This window comes from Thermomonas aquatica (assembly GCF_006337105.1).
GTDB lineage: Bacteria > Pseudomonadota > Gammaproteobacteria > Xanthomonadales > Xanthomonadaceae > Thermomonas > Thermomonas aquatica.
Genome location: NZ_CP040871.1, coordinates 2041891 through 2059457, shown reverse-complemented (window position 1 = coordinate 2059457; position 17567 = coordinate 2041891). Strand labels below are relative to the sequence as shown.

Here is a 17567-nt window from a genome sequence, read left to right as displayed (position 1 = left end):
GGTTTCACCCAGGTACCCCCTCGGGGCCCGCACTCCGGGCCCCTCTTTTTTCGGCGGACGTCGTTCGCACCGGGGCCATGCGCCGTCGAGCAACGCGCCAGGCGTTTTTTTGGCGACAATCGCCACGATCACCAAGGGTCAGACATGACGCAGCGCATCGCCCTCCGCTTCCCTGCCTTCCTGTTGTGCGCCTGCCTGGCGACGCTGTGCGCGCCGTCGTCGGCCGGCGAGGCCGCGGTGACGCCGCGGCTGCTGCCGCAACCGGCCAGCATGGTCCTGGGCAAGGGCGGCTTCGTGGTGGACGCGCGCACGCGCGTGGTCGCCAGCGACGAGGCGGCGCGCACCGCCGCGGTGCAATTCACCGGCATGCTGGCCGGTTCCGGCCCGCTTCGCCTGCATGTCGGCGCCGGGCGCGATGCCGGCGCGATCCGATTTTCGCTGGATCCGTCGGCCGCGTGGACATCGCCCGAGGCCTATGCGATCGACATCGGCCCCAACGGCATCCGCGTGCGCGCGCCGGACGCGAAGGGCCTGTACTACGGTGCGGTCACGCTCTGGCAATTGCTGACCTCCGGCGATCCCGCCGCAACGCGGGTGCGCCTGCCGGCGTTGCGCATCGACGACGCCCCGCGCTTCGCCTGGCGCGGCCTGATGCTGGATTCGGCGCGGCACTTCCAGTCGGTCGAGGAGATCAAGCGCCTGCTCGACGCGATGGCGCAGCTCAAGCTCGACACCTTCCACTGGCACCTCACCGACGACCAGGGCTGGCGCCTGCCGGTGCCGGGCTGGCCGAAACTGGTCGAGGTGGGCGGCTGCCGGATCCCGGCCGGCGACGGCGGCCTCGATGCCGCCACCGGCAAGCCGGTGCCGTATTGCGGCTACTACAGCGAAGCGCAGATCCGCGACGTGGTCGCGCATGCGGCGGCCCTGCACATCGAGGTGGTGCCGGAAGTCGACATCCCCGGCCACGCCACCGCCGCCATCGCCGCCTATCCGCAGCTTGGCGTCAGCGGCAAGCCGGTCGCGGTCTCCAACGAATGGGGCGTGAACACCAACCTGTTCAACGCCGACGAAGCCACCATGCGCTTCCTCGAGGACGTGCTCGGGCAGATGGCGAAGCTGTTCCCCGGCCGCTACGTGCACGTCGGCGGCGACGAAGCGGTCAAGGACCAGTGGAAGGCATCCGCCAGGATGCAGGCGCGCATCCGCGCGCTGGGCGCCAAGGACGAGGCCGGCCTGCAGGCATGGATGGTGGCGCGGCTGGAGCGCTACCTGTCCGCGCACGGCAAGCGCCTGCTCGGCTGGGACGAGATCCTCGAGGGCGCATTGCCGCCATCGGCGACGGTGATGTCGTGGCGCGGCACCGAGGGCGGCATCGACGCCGCGCGCAAGGGCCACGACGTGGTGATGAGCCCGTCGGGCGACCTCTACCTCGATTACCTGCAGACCGCCTCGCCGGGAGAGCCGCCGGGCCGTCCGGCGATGATCCCGCTCAAGCAGGTGTACGCCTTCGAGCCGGTTCCCGCCGCGCTGGATGCGCGGCAGGCGCGGCACATCCTCGGCGTGCAGGCGAACAACTGGACCGAGCACATGCGCAGCTTCGCGCGCGTGCAGCACGCGATTTTCCCGCGCATCGCCGCGTTGGCGGAAACCGCATGGTCGCCGAAGGCGGCGCGCGACTACGACGATTTCCTGCAGCGCCTGCCGGCGATGCTGCCGCGCTGGCAGGCCGCCGGCATCGTCCCCGCGCAGACGCCGTTCCAGCCGCTATTCGATGCCGTCGCGCAGGCCGACGGCAGCGCGCGCATCACCCTGGCGCAGCCGCTCGGCTATCCGCTCCGCTACACCACCGACGGCAGCGCGCCGACCGCGTCATCGCCGCTGTACGTCGCGCCGCTGGACCTGCCGCTGCCGGCCACCCTGCAGGCACGGGCCTTCTTCGGCGGGCAGGCGCTGGCCGCGCCGCTCGCGCGCACGTTCAGCGCCAGCTCGCTGCGCAGCCGCAGCGACGAGGAACTGGCGATGTGCACCGGCCAGCTGATGCTGCGGCTGGAGGACGACGGCCCGCGCGAGGGCGAACGCGCGATCTTCAACGTCGACATCTTCAATCCGTGCTGGACATGGAAGCAGGCGCCGCTGGCGGGCATCGAGGCGGTCGAGGTGCGCGCCGGGCGCATCCCCTACTTCTTCCAGCTGGCCGGCGACGAACCGCATCGCGGCTTCAAGCCCGCCAAGACCCCGCATGGCGAACTCGAACTGCACGCCGGCTGCGATGGCCCGCTGCTGGCGGCGCTGCCGATGCCGGCGCAACCCGCTGCCGACGGCTTCGTCACCCTGCGCGCGGCGCTGCAATCGCCGCCGCCCGGCACCGATCTTTGCGTGTGGTTCACCGGCGATACGCGGCCGGCGATGTGGGTGCTGGATCGGTTGACCCTGCTGCCGTAACCGCCTTCGACCGGCTCAGAAGCGCCGGTCGAAGCGCAGCAAGGCATCGCGCCACGGGGTGAACGCCGTGGCCAGCCCGATCAGCACGCCGATGGCGTTGGCCAGCGCATCGTTGCGGTCGAGCATGCGCCCCAGCGCCATCTGCGCCTGCAGGACTTCCAGGCCGATCCCCATCAGCACCAGCAGCACGCAGACGAAGCCCCAGGACAACCGCCGCGCGAACAACTGCACCGCGCCCGCGGACAAGGCCGCGTAGGCGATGAAATGCTCGAACTTGTCGCTGACCTTGAGGTCGGGCAAGCCGGACGCAGGCACCAGCGAGGCGACCACCACCACCGCCACCGCCAGCATCCACAAGCCGCTCCACAGCAGCGGCCGCCTGAACGGCTTGAGCGAGCGCCCGACGCGACGCCGTGCGGCGTTCATAGGCGATGGCTCAGGTCGCCGGCCAGGAAGGCCGCGCCGAATTCCACCCCGCGCTGGAAGCCCATCGCCTGGAAGCGTTCGCCCATCTCGCTGGGCAGGGTCAGCAGCTTGGCTTGCTGGCGCAGGTTGTGCCGCGCGACGTCGTCCTTCGCCCGCGATTCGGCCCGTTCCAGGTTCTCCTGCAGGCGGTTGCCGAGCAGGAAGCTGGCCTGCGAGCAGTAACCGGTGAAGTCGAAGCCCGCGCCCGTGCCGGCCTCCGCCAGCGCGGTGAAATCGACCGATGCGGTGATGTCCTGCAGCCCCGGATCGGCGAACACGTCCGATACCAGGTGGTGCTGGCGGAACGCGCGCAAGGTGCCGTCGCGGCGTTGCGGCTGGTAGTACTCGCCGCGCGCGTAACCGTAATCCACGAACAGCATCGCGCCGTCGCCCATGCCGCCGACCACCGCCTGCAGCCAGTACGGCAATTGCGCCAGCAGTTCGCTGCGATAGCCCTCGGCGAAGGGTTCCGGCAACTGCCGCTCCACATGGCGTACGGCAGCGGCCAGCATCGGATCGGCCGGCCGGTCGCTGCGCAGGAAGCGGCCTTCGCCGTCCAGCGCCACGTGTTCCTCGAAGACTTCTTCGTCGCGAAGGGTGAAGCGCGGCGTCGGCAATGCGTCGATCACCTCGTTGGCGAACAGCACGCCGTGCCACGCCTCCTGGATCGGCCCGTCCAGCCATTCGACCAGCTCGAACAACAATGGCGGCAAACGCGCCTGCAAGCGTTCGCGCTGGCGTTCGCGCAGGTCGGCGCTGGGTTCGAGGATCGCGTAGCGCGCGGGCAGCGCATCGTTCGCCAGCAGTTTCGCCAGCGCGGTTTCCGCGAACGCGCCGCTGCCGCCGCCGATTTCCACGAACTGCGCGTCGGGCCCGAGCTGTTGCAGCACCGGGGTCAGCGCATCGGCCACGCAGGCGGCGTACAGCGGCGAGATTTCCGGTGCGGTCACGAAATCGCCGGCATCGCCGAACTTGGTCGCGCCGGCGCTGTAGTAGCCGAGCCCGGGCGCATACAGCGCCAGCTCCATGAACTTCCAGAACGGGATGCTGCCGCCGGCGGCGATGATCTGTTCCTGGATGATTTCGCGCAGGTGCGCGCTGTGCGCCAGCGCGTCGGCATCGGGAAGGGGCAAGGTCTGCATCCACACAGGATACGCAAGCCGGGCGCTATCCTGCGCGGATGAGCACATCGCCCGACGGCAGCACGCCGCGCAAGGTCGCCCTGGTCACCGGCGCCGCCCGCCGCATCGGCGCGGCGATCGCGCGCCGCCTGCATGCCGGCGGCTACGACCTCGCCCTGCATTACCGCAGCTCGCAGGCGGAGATGGACGCGCTGCTGGCGGAGCTCGACAGCGCGCGCGCCGGCAGCGCCATCGCCTTGCAGGCGGACCTGGCCGAATTCGACCGCCTGCCCGAATTGATCGCGCAGACCGTGGGCCGTTTCGGCCGGCTCGATGCGCTGGTCAACAATGCCTCGGCGTTCTACCCGACGCCGATCGGCGGCACCACGCCCGCGCAATGGGACGAGCTGTTCGCCAGCAATGCGCGCGCGCCGTTCTTCCTGGCGCAGGCGGCCGCGCCGCACCTCAAGGCCGCGCGCGGCGGCATCGTCAACCTGGTCGACATCCACGCCGAGCAGCCGCTGGCCGGCCACGCCGTGTACGGCATGGCCAAGGCCGCGTTGCGCATGCTGACCAAAGCGCTGGCCGTCGACCTGGCGCCCGCGGTGCGGGTGAATGCCATCGCGCCCGGCGCGATCCTGTGGCCGGAGCACGGCAAGGATGCGGCGTCGCAGGAGGCTCTGATCGCGCGCACGCCGCTGGGCCGCATCGGCAACCCGGAGGACATCGCCGGCTGCGTGGCCTGGTTGCTCGGCGATGCCTCCGGCTACGTCACCGGGCAAACCCTGCGGGTGGATGGCGGCCGCGGGATCGGCTGAAGTTCAGTCGATGGCGACGCGTTCGCGGGCGACGCCATGCTCGCGATGCGCGCGCCACAGGACCTGCAGCGGCTGGCCACTGCGCGGATCGATGAAGTCCGGCGCGATCTCCGCCAGCGGCTGCAGCACGAAGGCGTGCCTGAGCTCGTCGCGCGGCAGCTGCAGGTGACCGGGGCCGTCCAGCACCAGGTCGTCGTAGAACACGATGTCGATGTCCAGCGTACGGTCGCCGTAGCGCGGCCCGCTGCGGTCGCGGCCATGCGCGTCCTCCAGCGCATGCAGCCAGTCGTTCAGGGCGAACGGGTCGAGGTCGCTGTCGACGACGGCGGCGGCATTGAGGAAATCGCCGCCCTCGAAACCGACCGCGGGGAACACGTAGGCATCGGACAGCGCGATCTCGCCGAAGCGCGCGCGCAGGGCCGCCACCGCCTTGCGCAGGTGCGCTTGCGCATCGACATTGCTGCCGAGGCTGAGGTACGCGTAGCCCATCAGGTCCGGCTGCGTTCGATGATCACGCCCACCGCGCGCGCGCCGCGCACCGCGCCGGGCTTGCTCAGCTTCAGCCGCACGTGGGAGACGTTGAATTCGCCGAGGATGATCTCGGCGCAGCGCTCGGCCAGCGTTTCCACCAGGCCGAAACTCGATTGGCCGACGTAGTCGATCAGCCGCTTGCTGACGTCCTTGTAGTTCAGGGTCAGCGCGATGTCGTCGCTGGCGGCGGGGATGCGGTTGTCGAACGCCATCTCGATGTCGAAGACGAGGGTCTGGCGGATCCGCCGTTCCCAGTCGTAGATGCCGATCAGGGTCTCGATCTCGAGCCCTTCGATGAAGACCTTGTCGCTCATGCCGTCAGGATAACGTGCCGACCGATCACACCGCCGGCAGCGTGGCCATGTCCCAGCGCGGGGTGACGTGCACCGCGGCATCGTCGTGCTGGCCGGCCTGCAGCCGCAGCGCGCCGGCGAAGGCGATCATCGCGCCGTTGTCGGTGCACAGCGCCGGGCGCGGGAAGCAGACCCGGCCGCCGCGCTGCTCCGTCATCGCCTGCAGCTTGGCGCGCAGGCGCTTGTTGGCACCGACGCCACCGGCGACCACCAGCACCTTGCAGCCGGCCGCCTCCAGCGCGCGTTCGCACTTGATCGCCAGCGTGTCCACCACCGCGTCTTCGAAACCGCGGGCGATGTTTGCCTTGGTCGCATCGGTTTGATCGCTGTCGCGCCAGGCCAGCAGCACCTGGGTCTTCAGGCCGCTGAAACTGAAATCCAACCCGGGGCGGTCGGTCATCGGGCGGGAGAACTTGAACACGCCCGGCGTGCCGGTTTCGGCCAGCTTGGCCAGCTGCGGGCCGCCCGGATACGGCAGGCCCATCAGTTTCGCGGTCTTGTCGAAGGCCTCGCCGGCGGCATCGTCCAGGGTCTCGCCCAGCAGGCGGTAGCTGCCGATGCGATCCACCGCCACCAGCTGGGTATGCCCGCCGGAGACCAGCAGGGCCACGAACGGGGCCTCGGGCGGGTCGTCCTCCATCAACGGCGCCAGCAGGTGGCCTTCCATGTGGTGGACGCCGATCGCCGGCAGATCCAGCGCCCAGGCCAGCGAGCGCGCCACCCCGGCACCGACCAGCAGCGCCCCGACCAGCCCCGGCCCGGCCGTGTAGGCCACGCCGTCGAGGTCCGACACCGACAGGCCGGCCTCGCCCAGGGTCTGCCGGACCAGCGGCAGCAGCTTGCGCACGTGGTCGCGGCTGGCCAGCTCCGGCACCACCCCGCCGTATTCGGCGTGCAGGGCGATCTGGCTGTACACCGCGTGGGCGCGCAGGCCGGCCGCGCCGGACAGGGCGGTGTCGTACACGGCCACGCCGGTTTCGTCGCAGGAGGATTCGATGCCGAGGACTTTCATGGCGCTATGTTGCGCCAGATCGGTCGGCGCTGCTATCATGCGCGGCTCGCCCGAACGGATCGGGCAGTTCCCTGAACCGAGATTCCACGATGCCCAGCGTCAAAGTCCGCGAAAACGAACCCTTCGAGTTTGCCCTGCGTCGCTTCAAGCGCACCTGCGAAAAGGCCGGCGTGCTGGCCGAAACCCGCAAGCGCGAGTTCTACGAGAAGCCGACCCAGGAGCGCAAGCGCAAGGCCGCGGCTGCCGTGAAGCGCCAGGCGCGTCGCGCCGGCCGCGACGTCACCAAGCGCCAGCGCCTGTACTGAGCGCGCGCTTGTTGCGCCTGAAGCCGGCCGCGCACCCGCGCCGCCGGCTTTTCGCGTTTCTGTGATTCCGAATTTTTGCGAGGAGAAGGCCATGAGCCTGAAAGCCCGACTTACCGACGACATGAAGACCGCGATGAAGGCCGGTGAGAAGGATCGCCTGGCCGTGATCCGCCTGATCAACGCCGCGATCAAGCAGAAGGAAGTCGACGAGCGCGTCGAGATGACCGACGCGCTGGTGCTGGCGGTGCTGGAGAAGATGGTCAAGCAGCGCAAGGACTCGATCACCCAGTACGAAGCCGCCGCGCGCGAGGACCTGGCCGCGGTCGAGCGCTACGAGCTCGGCGTGATCGACGCCTACCTGCCGGCCAAGCTGGACGAGGCCGCGATCCTGGCCGAAATCGACAAGGCCATGGCCGCCACCGGCGCCGCCTCCGCCGCCGATATCGGCAAGCTGATGGGCGTGCTCAAGCCGGCGCTGGCCGGTCAAGCCGACATGGGCCTGGTCAGCAAGCTGGTGAAGCAGAAACTGGGCTGAGCCGTGGCCGCGCATCCGCTGCTGTCGATCCGCCCCGCCACCGTCGACGACGTGCCGCTGATCCGGCAGTTGATCGCCGAGCTGGCCGAGTACGAGCGACTGGCGGATGCCGCGGCGGCCACCGACGACGACCTGCGCGCGCAACTGTTCGGCGCGCAACCGGCGGCGGAAGTGCTGATCGGCGAGGTCGATGGGCAGGCCGCCGGCTTCGCCCTGTTCTTCCACAACTTCAGCACCTTCCTCGGCAAGCGCGGGTTGTACCTCGAGGACCTGTTCGTGCGCCCGGCCTTCCGCGGCTCCGGCCTCGGCAAGCATTTGATGGCGGCGCTGGCGCGGATCGCCGTGCAGCGCGATTGCGGCCGCTTCGAATGGAGCGTGCTCGACTGGAACGCGCCCGCCATCGGCTTCTACCGCAGCTTGGGTGCGGTCGGCATGGACGAATGGACGGTGCAGCGGCTGGAAGGCGACGCCCTGCGCGCGCTGGCATCGCACGACGCGCTGTGACCTGCGTGGCGACTAGGCGCGCTCTACACTAACAACATGGCCCGCATCCCCGACGCGTTCATCGACGATTTGCTGGCGCGGACCGATATCGTCGAGGTCGTCCAGGCACGCGTGCCGCTGAAGCGGCAGGGCAAGGAATACGCCTCGCGTTGTCCGTTCCACGACGAGCGTTCGGCGTCATTCACCGTCTCGCCGACCAAGCAGTTCTACCACTGCTTCGGCTGCGGCGCGCACGGCACTGCGATCAGCTTCCTGATGAATTACGACCGCCTCGAATTCCTCGATGCGGTCGACGAACTCGCCAAGCGCGTCGGGATGGAAATTCCGCGCGATACCCAGCAGCGCAACGCCAATCCGGAAACCCGCGACCTGTACGGCGCGATGGAAGCGGCATCCAGCTTTTTCCGCGGCCAGTTGGCGAACAGCGGGAAAGCGCGTGCATATATCGAAAAACGCGGCATCGCGGCGGAGATCGTGGAGCGCTACGCGATCGGCTACGCGCCGGATGGATTCTCCGCATTGCGCGATACGCTCGGCACCGACCCGCGGCGGATGCAATTGCTGGAACGCGGCGGCCTGTTCTCGAAGAACGACAAGGGCCATGTCTACGACAAGTTCCGCGACCGCCTGATGTTCCCGATCCACGACCGCCGCGGCCGCACCATCGCCTTCGGCGGCCGGGTGATCGATCCCGAGGATTCCCCGAAATACCTCAACTCGCCGGAAACCGCGCTGTTCCACAAGGGCCGCGAGTTGTACGGCCTGTGGCAGGCCAAGCAGGCGAACGCCAAGCTCGACCGCCTGATCGTGGTCGAGGGCTACATGGACGTGGTCGCGCTGGCGCAGTACGGCGTCTCGCAAGCCGTCGCCACGCTGGGCACCGCGACCACGCCGGACCACGCCGAGCTGTTGTTCCGCAATGCGCCGGACGTGTACTTCTGCTTCGACGGCGACCGCGCCGGCCGCAGCGCGGCGTGGAAGGCGCTGGAATCGGTGTTGCCGCGAATGAAGGACGGGCGCCAAGCGTTCTTCCTGTTCCTGCCGGATGGCGAGGATCCGGATTCGATCGTGCGCCAGGAAGGCATGGACGGTTTCGATGCGCGCCTGCGCGATGCCACCCCGCTGTCGGAGTTCTATCTCACTGAACAAGTCAAAGGAATTAGCCTTACCAGCTTCAGCGGCAAGGCAGCACTCGCGGATCGTTGCAGATCGCATGTTCGCTCAATTCCCGACGGCGGATTCCTCGATGCCATCGCTTCTCGAATTATCGAACTAACAGGTGTCGATGTTCGAGTTCAAGACGCACCGGCGCAAGTCAAAGGTCCGGATACTTCATCTGCTAAACGCAGCATTGTTCGGACTGCGATCACGCTAGTGACTCAGAACCCTTCCTTGGCATCGGAGCTGCAGCCGCCTTACCGCTTCGCCGCCTTGCGCCAGCCCGGCATCGAGCTGCTGTCGGAACTTGTGCTGCTGGTGCGCGAGCGCCCGGAAATCAGCACCGGCGCCCTGCTCGAGCATTTCGCCGAACGCGACGAAGCCGGCTCGCTGCAGAAACTCGCCGCGCTGAACCTGCCCGGCGAAGAGGACGCCTTGCGCGCCGAATTCCTCGATGCGATGGCGCAGCTGGACAGGCAGGTGCTGCAGCAGCGCCTCGACGAACTGCAACGGCAGCAGCGCGACGGCGGCCTCAACGATGCCGACAAGCAGGAACTGCGCGAACTGCTGCAGGCCCGACTAGCCCGCTAGCCGCGCATGACTTCCGGCGCAGGCGGCGCCATCCCATCGCGATAAGCTGCGGCTTCCATCCGGTCGGGGAAGCCCGATGTCCCGCTTCGATTCCAGTGCCCGCACCGTCCTGTTCGCCGCCCTGCTCGCGGCCCTGCCCGCCTTCGCGCAGAACGCCGATGTGAAGCGCGAAGTCGTCGGTAACCGCACCAGCGAGAACATCCCGGCGATCCCCGCCGACCTGATCGAGCAACTCAACCGCTACCAGAACACCCGCGGCGCCGGCCTTGCGGGCTGGACCAGGGACGGCTGCCTGCTGATCAGCACCCGCTTCGCCGAGACCGCGCAGGCGCACCGCGTCTGCCAGCCGCTGGGCATGCGCGAGCAACTGACGTTCTATCCGGAACCGGTGGGCGGCATCACGCCCTCGCCGGCGAAGGCGTGGCGCGACGGCTTCGTGTTCGCCAAGGACAAGGGCGGCGACGAGTTCAGCCAGCTGTACTGGTTCGACAACGCCACCCGTTCGATCACCCTGCTCACCGACGGCGGACGCAGCCAGAACGGCGGCACCACGCTCAGCCGCGACGGCGGGCTGATGGCCTACAGCAGCACCGCGCGCAACGGCACCGACCGCGACGTGTGGCTGCGCAACACCCGCACCGGCGAGACCAAGCTGTTGGTCGATGCCGGCGGCAACTGGTCGCCGATGGATTTCTCGCCGGACGGCACCCAGCTGCTGGTGATGAAGTATGTGTCCGCCGCGGAGTCGTATCCGGGCGAAGTGGACGTGGCGACCGGCAAGCTCACCCTGTTCCCGGTCGATGGCGGCAAGGCCAGCTTCGGCGGTTTCGCGTTCGCCCCCGATGGCAAGTCGGTCTACTTCATCTCCGACGAACCGCTGCAGGGCAAGCCGCAGGAGTTCAAGACCCTGCGTTACCACAATCCCGACAGCGGCAAGTTCGAGGTACTGACCGCGAACATCCCGTGGGATGTCGAAGGCTTCACCCTCTCCGACGACGGCAGGCACCTCGCCTACACCACCAACGAGGACGGCATCGACAGGTTGCACCTGCTGTCGCTGCCCGATCACAAGGAAATCCGACTGCCCGCGCTGCCGGTCGGCGTGATGGGCGGCATGGCGTTCTCGCCGGACGGCGGACGGCTGGCGTTGAGCATGAACAGCGCGACCTCGCCCAGCGATGTGTACGTGATCGATCTTGCGGCAGCGATGGTGACGCGCTGGACGCAAAGCGAAGTCGGCGGGCTGGATGCAGCGAAATTCATCGCGCCAACCCTGGTGCGCTACCCCACCTTCGACAAGGTCGACGGCAAGCAACGCACGATCCCGGCGTTCTACTACAAGCCGACCAAGCCCTCGAAAACCGGCAAGTACCCGGTGGTGATCAACATCCACGGCGGGCCCGAGGGCCAGTCGCTGCCGAGCTTCAGCGCCACCGCGCAATACCTGGCCAACGAGCTCGGGGTGGCGATGCTGGTGCCGAACGTGCGCGGCTCGACCGGCTACGGCAAGACCTACCTGTCGCTGGACAACGCGGAGAAGCGCGAGGATTCGGTCAAGGACATCGGTGCGCTGCTGGACTGGATCGCCAAACAACCGGAACTCGATGCGTCGCGTGTCGGCGTGATGGGCGGCAGCTACGGCGGTTACATGGTGCTGGCCGCGCTCACCCATTACAGCGACCGCATCCGCGCCGGCGTCGACGTGGTCGGCATCTCCCACTTCGGCACCTTCCTCAAGAACACCGAGAGCTACCGCCGCGACCTGCGCCGCGCCGAGTACGGCGACGAACGCGACCCGGCGATGAACGCGGTGTTCGAGCGCATCTCGCCGCTCAACAACGCCGCGAAGATCAAGGTGCCGCTGTTCGTGGCGCAGGGCCGCAACGATCCGCGCGTGCCCTACACCGAAGCCGAGCAGATCGTGAAGGCGGTGCGCGGCAACGGCGTGCCGGTGTGGTACCTGCTCTACGCCGACGAAGGCCACGGTTTCGCCAAGAAGGCGAACAACGACTGGTTCGGCGCGGCGACCATGCTGTTCTGGCAGCAGTACCTGCTGGGCGGTGCGCACTAGCGCACCGCGCATGCGTCACGGCGCGGCCTGGTCGCGCCCGAAACGCAGGTGGCGCGCGGCCTGGTGCGCTTCCTTCAGGCGTCGCCCGTGCGCGGCCAGCAGATCGCCGCGGGTGAGGATGCCGAGCAAGGGATGCGGCGCATCGGCGCCGACCACGATCAGCCGGCCGATGTCCTCGGCGACCATGTGGTCGGCGGCTTCGCGCAGCGAATGGTGTTCGTGCACCACCACCGGCGGGCGCAAGCCGAGTTCGCCGATCCGGCGCAGGCCGGGGTGCGCTGGATCGAGCAGCACGCGGCGGGTGACCACGCCGCGCACGCGGCCGCTGTCGTCGACCACCGGGAAGCCCTGGTGGCGGTATTCGGCGCGACCGGAATTGATCAGGGCCCGCACGTCGCCGAGCGCGTCCGAGGTGCGCAGCGAGACCACGTCGCGGCTGCAGGCCTCGCCCACCGCCACCTGCTCGAGGTAGTCGGCGGCGTATTCGGTGGGTACGCGCACGCCGCGGCGCGCGATCTTCTCGCTCATGATGGTGTTGCGCATGGTCAGCGCGGACACCAGGTACGCGGCGGTGCAGCCACCCAGCAAGGGCAGCAAGCCGTGCGCCTGCCGGGTGGTCTCGAACGCGAACACCACCGAAGTCAGCAGCGCGCGCGAAGCGCCGGCGAAGATGGCGGCCATGCCGACCAAACCGGCGATGCGCGGATCCACGCCGAGCTGCGGCGCCACCGCCACCAGCCCGAAACCGGCCAGCGCGCCGAGGGCGCCGCCGATGGTGAACAGCGGCGCCAGGGTGCCGCCCGAGGTGCCGCTGCCCAGCGCGATCGACCAGGACAGGAACTTCATCGCGCACAGGAAGGCGAGCGCGCCCACCGCCAGGCGACCGGACACGATGTCCTCGATATTCGTGTAGCCCACGCCCAGGGTCAGCGGCGCGAACCAGCCGACCACGCCGACCGCGATGCCGCCGATCGCCGGCCACCACATCCAGTGGATCGGCAGTTTCTCGAATGCGTCCTCGATGCCGTAGACGATGCGCGTGGCACCCACGCTGGCCAAGCCGATCAGCGCGCCAAGCACGACATACGCCACCAGCGCCGCCATGCCCGGCTCGACCAGCGGCGGCATCGCGAATACCGGCCCGCCGCCGACCAGGGCATCGCGAATGCCGGCTGCGGCCACCGTGGCCAGCGCCACCGGGATCAGCGAGCGCGGCCGCAACTCGAACAGCAGCAGTTCCACCGCCAGCACCACCGCCGCCAGCGGCGCACCGAAGATCGCGGTCATCCCGCCGGCCGCACCCGCCGCCAACAGCACCTTGCGCTCCTGCCCGGTGACATGCAGCACCTGACCGAGGAAGGAGCCGAGCGCACCGCCGGTGGCGATGATCGGTCCCTCCGCGCCGAACGGCCCGCCGGTGCCGATCGCCACCGCCGACGACAGCGGCTTGAGGAAGGTGATCCGCGGCAGGATTTTCGATTCATTGAGCAGCACCTGCTCCATCGCCTCCGGGATGCCGTGTCCGCGAATCGCGCGCGAACCCCAACGCGCCATCAGGCCGACGACCAGGCCACCGAGCACCGGCACCAGCACCACCCACGGGCCAAGCTGGTGGTCGGCCGGCGATACCTCGTGCAGCGACCAGCGTCCGTAGAACGCCAGGTTGGTCACCAGCGCGATCAGCATCACCAGCACCCGCGCGATCAGCGCGGCCGCAACCCCCAGCAACATCGCCAGCCCGCAGATCCACAGCACGCGCGGCTCGACCAGGGTCGAGCGCCGCGGCATGCGCGCGGCGTCCAGGCTGGAGCCGAGCGAAGGCGATACCGGCAGCCCGGGCGTGGTGGACTCGTCGCGCAGGTGCGCGTGTTGCGTCGAATCGGTCGTCATCGCGCGTCTGTTGCAATGCAGCAGACGCCATCCTACTCCTGCACCCGGCGCATTTCAGGTCGCATCGCCTTCACAGGCCTGCGTCGCGATCGATCGCCGCCTCGCGCGCCAGCAGTTCGCGCTTGCGCGCCACGCCCCAGCGATAGCCCGACAACGCGCCATCGCTGCGCACCACGCGATGGCAGGGAATCGCCAGCGCCAGCGTGTTGCTCGCACAGGCCTGCGCCACCGCGCGCACCGACTTCGGCGAGCCGATGCGCTGCGCGATCTGCGCATAGCTCGCGGTTTCGCCGGCGGGGATCTTGCGTAGCGCGTCCCAGACGCGCTGCTGGAACGCGGTGCCGCGCACATCCAGCGGCAGGTCGATGCCGAGGTTGGGTTGCTCGATCATACCCACCACCTGCGCGACGAGCTGCTCGAAGCCGGCATCGCCGCCGATCAGTTCCGCGCGCGGGAAACGATCCTGCAGTTCGCGCAGCAGCGCGTCGGGATCGTCGCCGAGCGAGATCGCGCACACCCCGCGCTGGCTGCGCGCGACCAGGATCGCGCCCAGCGAGGACTGGCCGATGGCGAATGCGATCCGCGCATCCACGCCGCCGGCGCGGTACTGGCTCGGCTTCATGCCCAGCACCGCATCGGCCTGTTCGTAGAAACGGCTGTTGGCGTTGTAGCCGGCATCGAAGATCGCCTCGGTGACGCTGGTAGTGCCGCGCGCCAGCGTCGTCCGCACCGCCCGCGCGCGCTGCGCATCGGCATAGGCCTTCGGCGTCAGCCCGGTGGCAGCCTTGAACACGCGATGGAAATGGAACGGACTCAACCCCGCCTGCGCCGCCAAGTCGTTCAGCGAAGGGGGTGATTCCGCGGCCTCGATGCGGCGGCAGGCCTGCGCCACCAGTGCGGCGTGCCTGCTCGGGATCGACGGTGCGGCGGGTTTGTTCATGGCGTGCATGGCGATGTTGCCTGATGGCCTGTCGCCACTCTAGTGACGCCGCCCGCGGCAGGCACTCCGGTTCTTGCGGCGCAGGCTTACCTGACCTTGCGGAAAGTCAGGTTGATGCGTCGCTCGCCGAGCAGCTCGTGCACGCCGGGCTTGACCGGCAGCACGCCATGGAAACGCATGCGGTCGACGCCGCCCCAGACCACCACGTCGCCATGCTGCAGCGGCACGCGCACGCTCTTGTCGCCGCGGGCGAAGCCGCCGAACAGGAAGGTCGCCGGCAGGCCCAGCGAGACCGACACGATCGGCGCGATGCGGTCGTCTTCGTCGCGGTCCTGGTGCAGCGACAGCTGCGTGCCGGGCGCATAGCGATTGATCAGGCAGGCATCGGGAACATAGCCGTCGAAACCGGCTTCGCCTGCGGCATCGGCGGCGAGTCGCAGGAATGCCGGCGGCATCGATGGCCACGGCATTCCGCTCTGCGGGTCGAGGCGGTCGTAGCGATAGCCGCGGCGGTCGCTGCACCAGCCGAACGTGCCACAGTTGGTCATCGCCACCTGCATCACGTGGCCGCCGGGCGTGACCAGGTGGCGGAACGGCGATGCCGCTTCGATCGCACGCACATCGGCCAGCATTTCATCGACGAACGGCAACGCGAACCCATGCAGCACGCAGGCCTGCGCCGCCAGCGGCGTGCGGGTGTCGCGTTGCTGCGCGGCAAATAAATCGTTCAAAGCAGGGTCGCTCACGCCTGCGGCACGAACTCCACGCCAGCCACGGGCTGCAGGAACGGCAGCAGCCAGTGGTCCAGCAGCAGGAAGGCGAACAGCGCCATCAGGTACACGATGGAGTACTTGAACGCGCGCATCGCGAAGAATTCGTCCGGCGGATCCAGCAGCTTCCATGCGTACCACAGGAACACCGCGCCCAGCACCAGCGCGCCGCCGAGGTAGAACAGCCCGCTCATGTGGGTCGCCCACGGCAGCACGGTGGCGATCACCAGCAGCACGGTGTACAGCAGGATCTGCCGGCGGGTGTATGCCACGCCGTGGGTCACCGGCAGCATCGGCACCAGCGCGCGCGCGTAGTCCTCGCGGCGGAAGATCGCCAGCGCCCAGAAATGCGGCGGCGTCCACACGAAGATGATCAGCACCAGCAGCAGCGCGTATTCCCAGTCGTGCGCGCCCTGCATGCCGGTCACCGCGGCCCAGCCCAGCAGCGGCGGCGCGGCGCCGGCGATCCCGCCGATCACGATGTTCTGCGGCGTGGCGCGCTTGAGGAAGCCGGTATAGACGAAGGCGTAGCCGATCAGCGAGGCGAAGGTCAGCAACGCGGTGATCGGGTTCACCCACAGCAGCAGGATCGCCATCGAGGCCACGCCCAGCACGATCGCGAATGCCAGCACCTGCGCGGGCCGCAGCGTGCCGGTCGCCAGCGGGCGGTCGGCGGTGCGCACCATCACCTTGTCGATGCGCTGGTCGAGCAGGTGGTTGATCGCCGCCGCGCTGGCCGCGGCCAGCCACACGCCGATGCCGCCGGCGACAAGCCGCAGCCATGGCCAGGCATCGCCGGGCTGGATCGCCAGCAGCATGCCGATGATCGCGGTGAACACGATCAACGCGACCACCCGCGGCTTGGTCAGCGCCCAGTATTGCGATGCCAGCGAGGGCGCGGCCTTGCTCATGCGTCGGGTGCGCGTACCCGCGCCAGCAGCGAGACCAGCACGAACAACAGCGCGGTCGCGCCGGCGTTGTGCAATACCGCGATGCGCAGCGGCAGCGACAGCACCACGTTGGCGATGCCGAGCCCGACCTGCGCGCACAGCAGCAGGCCGAGCAGGCTGCCCCAGCCGCGCAGGCCGGGGCTGCGCAGCAGGCGGATCGCCAGCGCGAGCAAATGACCGAACACCAGCAACGCCACTACCCGGTGCGCCAGCTGGATCGCGATGCGCGCCTGGTTGTCGAGGATGCCGCCTTCGTAATCCACGCCGATCCCGCGCCACAGCACGAAGCCTTCGCGGAAATCGTGCGGCGGCCACCACTGGCCGGCGCACTTCGGGAAATCGGTGCCGCAGGCCAGCGCCGCGTAATTCGCGCTGGTCCAGCCGCCGAGCGCGATCTGCACGCCGAGCAGGACCAGGCCGATGATCAACAGGCGGCGCAGCTTCGCCGCATTGGCGATGCGGATCGGGATGTCGGTGGCGCGCCACGCCATCCAGGTCAGCAGCGAGAAGGTCAGCAGCCCGCCGAGCAGATGGCCCATCACCACGACCGGCTTGAGCAACCAGGTCACCGTCCACATGCCGAGCAGGGCCTGGAAGATGATCACCGCCAGGGTCAGCGTGCTGGTACGGGCGAGGTCGACGTTCGACCAGCGCAACGCGCCGAACAGCAGCAATCCCTCGCCGACGATGGCGAGCGCCGATGCCGCGACATGCATGCCGCGCATGTACAACGGGATGGCGACGGCGACGGCCACGGCTGCGCCGATCACGTGCAGCCAGCCTTGCGGCCGCTTGCGCGTGGCCAGCAAGGCCAGCGCCAGCACCAGCACCCCCAGGCTGCCGGCGATCATGCGGTGGAACTGCTCGCGCCAGGCCTTGCTGGGATCGACCGGGCGGATCGCGGTGGCGGCGTGGTCGACGATCTGGTCGGCATGGGTCGGCCATGCGGCCTTGCCGTAGCAGGTCGGCCAGTCGGGGCAGCTCAGGCCGGCGTTGGACAGGCGCACGAACGCGCCGAACACGATCACGCAGGCGGCCAGCGCCACCGCCAGCCAGGCGATGCGGTGGAAGTGCCGGTACAGGAGGGTCGAGTTGGTCGTGGTCATCG

General features: G+C 69.0%; 17 protein-coding genes. 7 read left to right on the top strand and 10 right to left on the bottom strand.

Features of this window, described 5'->3' with window-relative positions:
* Positions 1 to 144 precede the first annotated feature (144 nt).
* Positions 145 to 2445, top strand: coding sequence for a beta-N-acetylhexosaminidase (locus FHQ07_RS09735; RefSeq protein ID WP_139716613.1), 2301 nt, complete (start codon positions 145 to 147; stop codon positions 2443 to 2445).
* A 15-nt stretch (positions 2446 to 2460) separates the two neighbouring features.
* Here the strand turns inward: FHQ07_RS09735 and FHQ07_RS09730 are convergent, their stop codons facing one another.
* Together FHQ07_RS09730 and FHQ07_RS09725 are read right to left on the bottom strand one after the other, a co-directional pair.
* Entirely contained in the window at positions 2461 to 2871 is a 411-nt protein-coding gene (locus FHQ07_RS09730) for a VanZ family protein (RefSeq protein ID WP_139716612.1), read from the bottom strand.
* Positions 2868 to 4052, bottom strand: coding sequence for a class I SAM-dependent methyltransferase (locus tag FHQ07_RS09725; protein ID WP_139716611.1), 1185 nt, complete (start codon positions 4050 to 4052; stop codon positions 2868 to 2870). Before FHQ07_RS09725 ends, FHQ07_RS09730 begins: the two co-directional genes overlap by 4 nt.
* 38 nt (positions 4053 to 4090) lie before the next feature.
* Here FHQ07_RS09725 and FHQ07_RS09720 point away from each other — a divergent pair, with 38 nt between their 5' ends.
* Positions 4091 to 4849, top strand: a complete 759-nt coding sequence (locus tag FHQ07_RS09720; protein WP_139716610.1) for a pteridine reductase — start codon at positions 4091 to 4093, stop codon at positions 4847 to 4849.
* A 3-nt stretch (positions 4850 to 4852) separates the two neighbouring features.
* Here FHQ07_RS09720 and folK read toward each other — a convergent pair whose 3' ends face one another.
* From folK to tsaD, 3 genes are read right to left on the bottom strand one after another with little or no spacing between them, the layout of a single operon-like run.
* Entirely contained in the window at positions 4853 to 5338 is a 486-nt protein-coding gene (gene folK / locus FHQ07_RS09715; protein ID WP_139716609.1) for a 2-amino-4-hydroxy-6-hydroxymethyldihydropteridine diphosphokinase, read from the bottom strand.
* The gene (folB, locus tag FHQ07_RS09710; RefSeq protein ID WP_139716608.1) at positions 5338 to 5694 is read right to left on the bottom strand and encodes a dihydroneopterin aldolase; all 357 of its coding nucleotides are present in this window, start codon (positions 5692 to 5694) and stop codon (positions 5338 to 5340) included. Before folB ends, folK begins: the two co-directional genes overlap by 1 nt.
* Before the next feature lie 25 nt (positions 5695 to 5719).
* Positions 5720 to 6745: a tRNA (adenosine(37)-N6)-threonylcarbamoyltransferase complex transferase subunit TsaD gene (tsaD, locus tag FHQ07_RS09705; RefSeq protein ID WP_139716607.1), complete on the bottom strand. Its 1026-nt coding sequence runs from the start codon at positions 6743 to 6745 to the stop codon at positions 5720 to 5722.
* A gap of 89 nt (positions 6746 to 6834) precedes the next feature.
* Here tsaD and rpsU point away from each other — a divergent pair, with 89 nt between their 5' ends.
* From rpsU to FHQ07_RS09680, 5 genes are all read left to right on the top strand, one after another.
* Entirely contained in the window at positions 6835 to 7050 is a 216-nt protein-coding gene (gene rpsU / locus FHQ07_RS09700; RefSeq protein ID WP_139716606.1) for a 30S ribosomal protein S21, read from the top strand.
* A 91-nt stretch (positions 7051 to 7141) separates the two neighbouring features.
* A complete protein-coding gene (locus tag FHQ07_RS09695; protein ID WP_139716605.1) occupies positions 7142 to 7585 on the top strand; it encodes a GatB/YqeY domain-containing protein in 444 nt (147 codons plus the stop codon).
* Positions 7586 to 7588: 3 nt separating this feature from the next.
* On the top strand, positions 7589 to 8089 hold the full coding sequence (locus tag FHQ07_RS09690; protein ID WP_206202315.1) for a GNAT family N-acetyltransferase: 501 nt from the start codon (positions 7589 to 7591) through the stop codon (positions 8087 to 8089).
* 36 nt (positions 8090 to 8125) lie between these two features.
* Positions 8126 to 9838, top strand: a complete 1713-nt coding sequence (gene dnaG / locus FHQ07_RS09685; RefSeq protein ID WP_139716604.1) for a DNA primase — start codon at positions 8126 to 8128, stop codon at positions 9836 to 9838.
* A 76-nt stretch (positions 9839 to 9914) separates the two neighbouring features.
* Positions 9915 to 11909: a S9 family peptidase gene (locus FHQ07_RS09680; RefSeq protein ID WP_139716603.1), complete on the top strand. Its 1995-nt coding sequence runs from the start codon at positions 9915 to 9917 to the stop codon at positions 11907 to 11909.
* Positions 11910 to 11924: 15 nt separating this feature from the next.
* Here FHQ07_RS09680 and FHQ07_RS09675 read toward each other — a convergent pair whose 3' ends face one another.
* From FHQ07_RS09675 to FHQ07_RS09655, 5 genes are all read right to left on the bottom strand, one after another.
* Positions 11925 to 13799, bottom strand: coding sequence for a chloride channel protein (locus FHQ07_RS09675; protein WP_139716602.1), 1875 nt, complete (start codon positions 13797 to 13799; stop codon positions 11925 to 11927).
* Between the two features lie 70 nt (positions 13800 to 13869).
* Positions 13870 to 14739, bottom strand: a complete 870-nt coding sequence (gene ada, locus FHQ07_RS09670) for a bifunctional DNA-binding transcriptional regulator/O6-methylguanine-DNA methyltransferase Ada (protein ID WP_206202314.1) — start codon at positions 14737 to 14739, stop codon at positions 13870 to 13872.
* Positions 14740 to 14825: 86 nt separating this feature from the next.
* Positions 14826 to 15485 carry a DNA oxidative demethylase AlkB gene (alkB, locus tag FHQ07_RS09665; RefSeq protein ID WP_240703462.1) on the bottom strand — a complete coding sequence of 220 codons (660 nt, stop codon included), beginning with the start codon at positions 15483 to 15485 and terminating at the stop codon, positions 14826 to 14828.
* Positions 15482 to 16420, bottom strand: coding sequence for a heme o synthase (gene cyoE, locus FHQ07_RS09660; RefSeq protein ID WP_139716600.1), 939 nt, complete (start codon positions 16418 to 16420; stop codon positions 15482 to 15484). Before cyoE ends, alkB begins: the two co-directional genes overlap by 4 nt.
* Entirely contained in the window at positions 16417 to 17565 is a 1149-nt protein-coding gene (locus FHQ07_RS09655) for a COX15/CtaA family protein (protein ID WP_139716599.1), read from the bottom strand. The genes cyoE and FHQ07_RS09655 overlap by 4 nt, the downstream gene beginning before the upstream one ends.
* Positions 17566 to 17567 lie beyond the last annotated feature (2 nt).